The organism is Pseudomonas sp. K5002 (assembly GCF_013386655.1).
Taxonomy (GTDB): domain Bacteria; phylum Pseudomonadota; class Gammaproteobacteria; order Pseudomonadales; family Pseudomonadaceae; genus Aquipseudomonas.
This window is the reverse complement of sequence record NZ_JACARK010000140.1, coordinates 1-4929: the sequence shown is the minus strand read 5'-3', so window position 1 is coordinate 4929 and position 4929 is coordinate 1. Positions and strand designations below refer to the sequence as shown.

The 4929-nt window shown below is 62.6% G+C and carries 5 protein-coding genes; all 5 read left to right on the top strand.

The window, feature by feature from the left end:
* Positions 1-149 (top strand): 23S rRNA (pseudouridine(1915)-N(3))-methyltransferase RlmH (locus HX846_RS08155; RefSeq protein ID WP_178965232.1); only part of this gene is annotated, 149 nt, incomplete at its 5' end.
* 15 nt (positions 150-164) lie between these two features.
* Positions 165-2063 (top strand): penicillin-binding protein 2, encoded by a 1899-nt coding sequence (gene mrdA, locus HX846_RS08150; RefSeq protein ID WP_003215433.1) that lies wholly within the window; start codon positions 165-167, stop codon positions 2061-2063.
* A 31-nt stretch (positions 2064-2094) separates the two neighbouring features.
* Complete coding sequence (rodA, locus tag HX846_RS08145; protein ID WP_050442794.1) at positions 2095-3198, top strand: rod shape-determining protein RodA; 1104 nt, start codon at positions 2095-2097, stop codon at positions 3196-3198.
* A gap of 17 nt (positions 3199-3215) precedes the next feature.
* Positions 3216-4229 (top strand): lytic murein transglycosylase B, encoded by a 1014-nt coding sequence (gene mltB, locus HX846_RS08140; RefSeq protein WP_003215435.1) that lies wholly within the window; start codon positions 3216-3218, stop codon positions 4227-4229.
* A partial coding sequence (locus HX846_RS08135; protein WP_178965231.1) for a septal ring lytic transglycosylase RlpA family protein occupies positions 4229-4929 on the top strand: 701 nt, incomplete at its 3' end. The genes mltB and HX846_RS08135, both read left to right, overlap by 1 nt.

The following is a 4929-nucleotide window of genomic DNA, read 5'->3' as shown; positions in this document are numbered from 1 at the left end:
AGGGGCAGTCGCCGGAAGTGTGCGCGCGTGCGGACCAGCGCTGGTCGCTGTCGCCCCTGACACTGCCGCACCCGCTGGTAAGAATTCTGATCGGTGAACAGCTGTATCGCGCCTGGACAGTTCTGTCCGGGCACCCTTACCACAAATAATCTGCGCCCTGCCTGATGACCCAGCCGATCCGCATCAAGGACCACGAGAAAGACGCACGTCTTGTACGCGCGCGGGTGGTGTTTGGCGCGATTTTGGTGGTGGCATTGCTGGGGGTGCTGATTGCGCGCCTGTATTTCCTGCAGGTGATCCAGTACGACTATCACTCCACATTGTCGGAAAACAACCGGGTGCACGTGCAGCCGATTCCGCCGACCCGTGGGCTGATTTTCGACCGCAATGGCGTGGTGGTAGCGGATAACCGGCCCAGCTTCAGCCTGAGCATGACCCGCGAACGCTCCGGTGACTGGCAGCAGATCCTCGATGTGATCGTCGAGGTGCTGCAACTGACGCCGGAAGACCGGGTGATTTTCGAAAAGCGCATGAAACAGGGGCGCCGGCCGTTTGAGCCGGTGCCGATCCTGTTCGAGCTGACCGAAGAGCAGATCGCCCGGATCGCGGTGAACCAGTTCCGTCTGCCGGGTGTGGAAGTGGTGGCGCAGTTGGTTCGCCACTACCCGCAAGGGGCGCACTTTGCGCATTCGGTCGGCTACATGGGCCGGATCAACGAGAAAGAGCTCAAGACCCTCGACCCGGTCAACTACAGCGGCACCCACCATATCGGCAAGACCGGCATCGAGCGTTTCTACGAGCCGGAACTGCACGGCCAGGTGGGGTACGAGGAAGTCGAGACCAACGCCCGTGGCCGCGTGCTGCGGGTGCTCAAGCGTACCGACCCGGTGCCCGGCAAGGACATCGTGCTGAGCCTGGACATCAAGTTGCAGGAAGCGGCGGAGATGGCCCTGGGCGGGCGTCGGGGTGCCGTGGTGGCACTGGATCCGAGCACTGGCGAAGTGCTGGCGATGGTCAGCCAGCCAAGTTTTGACCCCAACCTGTTTGTCACCGGGATCAGCTTCAAGGCCTACGCCGAGCTGCGTGATTCCATCGACCGGCCGCTGTTCAACCGCGTATTGCGCGGCCTGTATCCGCCGGGCTCGACCATCAAGCCGGCGGTGGCGATTGCCGGCCTGGACTCGGGCGTGGTCACGGCATCGAGCCGGGTGTTCGACCCCGGCTACTACATGCTGCCCAACTACGATCATAAATACCGTAACTGGAACCGCACCGGCGACGGTTATGTGGACCTGGATACGGCGATCATGCGTTCCAACGACACCTACTTCTATGACCTGGCCCACAAGCTGGGGATTGATCGGCTGTCGGCCTACATGGGCAAGTTCGGCCTTGGTCAGAAAGTCTCCCTGGACATGTTCGAAGAGTCCCCGGGCCTGATGCCGTCCCGCGAGTGGAAGCGTGCGACCCGGCGCCAGGCGTGGTTCCCGGGCGAAACCCTGATCCTGGGGATCGGCCAGGGCTACATGCAGGCCACGCCGCTGCAACTGGCCCAGGCCACCGCGCTGGTGGCCAACAAAGGGGTGTGGAACCGCCCGCATCTGGCCAAGACCATCGAGGGCGAACGCCCGGTGGACGAAAACCCGATTCCCGACATTGTGCTGCGCGACCCGTCCGACTGGACCAAGGTCAACCACGGCATGCAGCAAGTGATGCACGGCGCCCGGGGTACCGCTCGTAAAGCGGCAGCCGGTGCGCAATACCGGATTGCCGGCAAGAGCGGTACGGCCCAGGTGGTCGCGATCAAGCAGGGCGAGAAGTACGACCGCTCCAAGGTTCAGGAACGCCACCGTGACCACGCCTTGTTCGTCGGCTTTGCTCCGGCCGACAACCCGAAGATCGTCGTGGCGGTGATGGTCGAGAACGGTGAATCCGGTTCCGGCGTAGCAGCGCCCGTGGTGCGTCAGATCATGGATGCCTGGCTGTTGACCGAAGACGGCAAGCTCAAGCCCGAATATGGCGGCACCCCATCCAGTGTGGAGGCTACGGCCCTTGAAGAGTAATTTTGACCGCATCCTCTCCAGCGAAGATGTGATGCGCCGCCGCGCCACTTTGCTGCAGCGCATGCACATTGATGGCCCGTTGCTGATCCTGCTGCTGACCCTGGCCGCCGGGAGCCTGTTCGTGTTGTATTCGGCCAGTGGCAAGAACTGGGACTTGCTGATCAAACAGGCGTCGTCGTTTGGCCTGGGCCTGTTGTCGATGGTGGTGATCGCCCAGCTGGAGCCGCGTTTCATGGCGCGCTGGGTGCCGCTGGGGTATGTCGCCGGCGTGTTGCTGCTGGTGGTGGTGGATGTCATGGGCCACAACGCCATGGGTGCGACGCGCTGGATCAACATCCCGGGGGTGATTCGCTTCCAGCCGTCGGAATTCATGAAGATCCTGATGCCGGCGACCATCGCCTGGTACCTGTCAAAACGCACACTGCCGCCCCAGCTCAAGCACGTGGGCATCAGCCTGATATTGATCGGCGTGCCGTTTATCCTGATCGTGCGCCAGCCCGACCTCGGCACCTCGCTGCTGATCCTGGCGGGCGGCGCGTTCGTGCTGTTCATGGGTGGGCTGCGCTGGCGCTGGATCCTCAGCGTGCTGGCCGCGGCCGTGCCGGTGGCCGTGGCCATGTGGTTCTTCTTCATGCACGACTACCAGAAGCAGCGAATCCTCACGTTCCTCGACCCGGAGAGCGATCCGCTGGGCACCGGCTGGAACATCATCCAGTCCAAGGCGGCCATCGGTTCCGGCGGCGTATTCGGCAAGGGCTGGCTGCTGGGCACCCAGTCGCACCTGGACTTTTTGCCGGAAAGCCACACCGACTTCATTATCGCGGTGATGGGCGAGGAGTTCGGCCTGGTGGGCATCTGCGCACTGTTGCTGATTTACTTGCTGCTGATCGGGCGCGGCCTGGTGATTACTGCCCAGGCGCAAACCCTGTTTGGCAAATTGCTCGCCGGCAGCCTCACCATGACGTTTTTTGTTTACGTTTTCGTCAACATCGGTATGGTCAGTGGCCTGTTGCCGGTGGTTGGGGTGCCGTTGCCGTTCATTAGCTACGGCGGAACTTCGCTGGTGACATTGCTGTCAGCGTTTGGGGTTTTGATGTCGATCCATACCCATCGTAAGTGGATCGCACAGGTTTGAATAAGGTGAAGATGTCAATGCAAGTAATGCGCGGCTGGGCTGCCCGGCACGTGTCCTGGATGGGCCTGTTGGGCCTGCTGGGAGCCGCTGTGCAGGAAGCGCAGGCCGGCGACTACGACGGTTCGCCCCAGGTCGCCGAGTTTGTCGGTGAGATGACCCGTGACTATGGTTTCGCCGGTGAACAGCTGATGGGCGTGTTCCGCGAGGCCCAGCGCAAGCAGGCGATCCTCGACGCCATCTCCCGGCCCGCCGAGCGCGTGAAGCAGTGGAAGGAATATCGCCCGATGTTCCTGACCGACGCCCGCGTGGCGCGGGGCGTGGACTTCTGGCGCCAGCACGAAGCGGTGCTGGCCCGCGCCGAGCAGGAATACGGCGTACCGGCCCAGGTGATCGTGGCAATCATCGGCATCGAAACCTTCTACGGCCGCAACACCGGCAGCTACCGGGTGATCGACGCCTTGTCGACCCTGGGCTTTGACTACCCGCCACGCGCCGAATTCTTCCGCAAAGAGCTGCGCGAGTTCCTGCTGTTGGCCCGTGAAGAACAGGTCGACCCGTTGACCCTCAAGGGCTCCTACGCCGGGGCCATGGGCTTGCCGCAGTTCATGCCGAGCAGCTTTCGCGCCTACGCCGTGGATTTTGACGGCGACGGCCATATCAATATCTGGAGCAACCCCGATGACGCCATCGGCAGCGTCGCCAGCTACTTCAAGCGCCACGGCTGGGTAGCCGGCGAGCCGGTGGTGATTCGCGCCGATGTGACCGGTGAGCGCGCCGATGAAGGCCTGACCCAGGGTATCGAGCCGGTCAAGACGGTCGGGGAGTTGCGGGCGCTGGGCTGGTCGAGTCAGAATGCGCCACGCGATGATATGCCGGTGACGGCGTTCCGCCTCGAAGGCGAAAATGGCCCCGAATACTGGATGGGCCTGAAGAATTTCTACGCAATCACGCGTTATAACCGCAGCGTGATGTACGCCATGGCCGTGCATCAACTGTCAGACATGCTGGTCCAAGCACGGGGCGTCAAGTAATGCCGGTATCACCGATGTACAAACCCCTGAAGCTGTTGGCGTACGCCGCATTGTCGTTATTGGTGGTCAGTTGTTCCACCAGTCGTGCACCGGTGCAAAAAACCGCAGGCACGGCGATCCGCTCCCAGCCGGGGCTGGATATCAACCGCGCCCACAAAGACGGCGCGCCGTGGTGGGATGTGGATGTTTCGAAGATCCCGGATGCCACGCCGACCCTGCACACCGGCCCTTACAAGGCCAACCCCTATACCGTGCTGGGCAAAAACTACTTCCCGCTGCAAGACTCCAAGACCTACGTGCAATCAGGTACGGCGTCCTGGTACGGGACCAAGTTCCACGGCCAGAACACCGCCAACGGCGAAGTCTATGACCTGTACGGCATGAGCGCGGCGCACAAGACCCTGCCGCTGCCCAGCTATGTACGCGTGACCAACCTGGACAACAACCGCTCGGTAATCCTGCGGGTCAATGACCGTGGGCCGTTCTATTCGGACCGGATCATCGACTTGTCCTACGCCGCCGCCAAGAAACTCGGGTATGCCGAAATCGGCACCGCCCGGGTGAAGGTCGAAGGTATCGACCCGGCCCAGTACTGGGCCCAGCGCGGCAAGCCGGCGCCGTTGATGCTCAACGAACCGCAAACCCCGCAACCGCAAGTCACGGCCTCGGCCGGCAAGATCGAACAGTGGACCCCGCCGCC

Bases quoted from the DNA above. Each gene is read 5' to 3' on its own strand.
- mrdA (WP_003215433.1), top strand. From the start codon at position 165: ATGACCCAGCCGATCCGCATCAAGGACCACGAGAAAGACGCACGTCTT.
- rodA (WP_050442794.1), top strand. From the start codon at position 2,095: ATGCGCCGCCGCGCCACTTTGCTGCAGCGCATGCACATTGATGGCCCG.
- mltB (WP_003215435.1), top strand. From the start codon at position 3,216: ATGCAAGTAATGCGCGGCTGGGCTGCCCGGCACGTGTCCTGGATGGGC.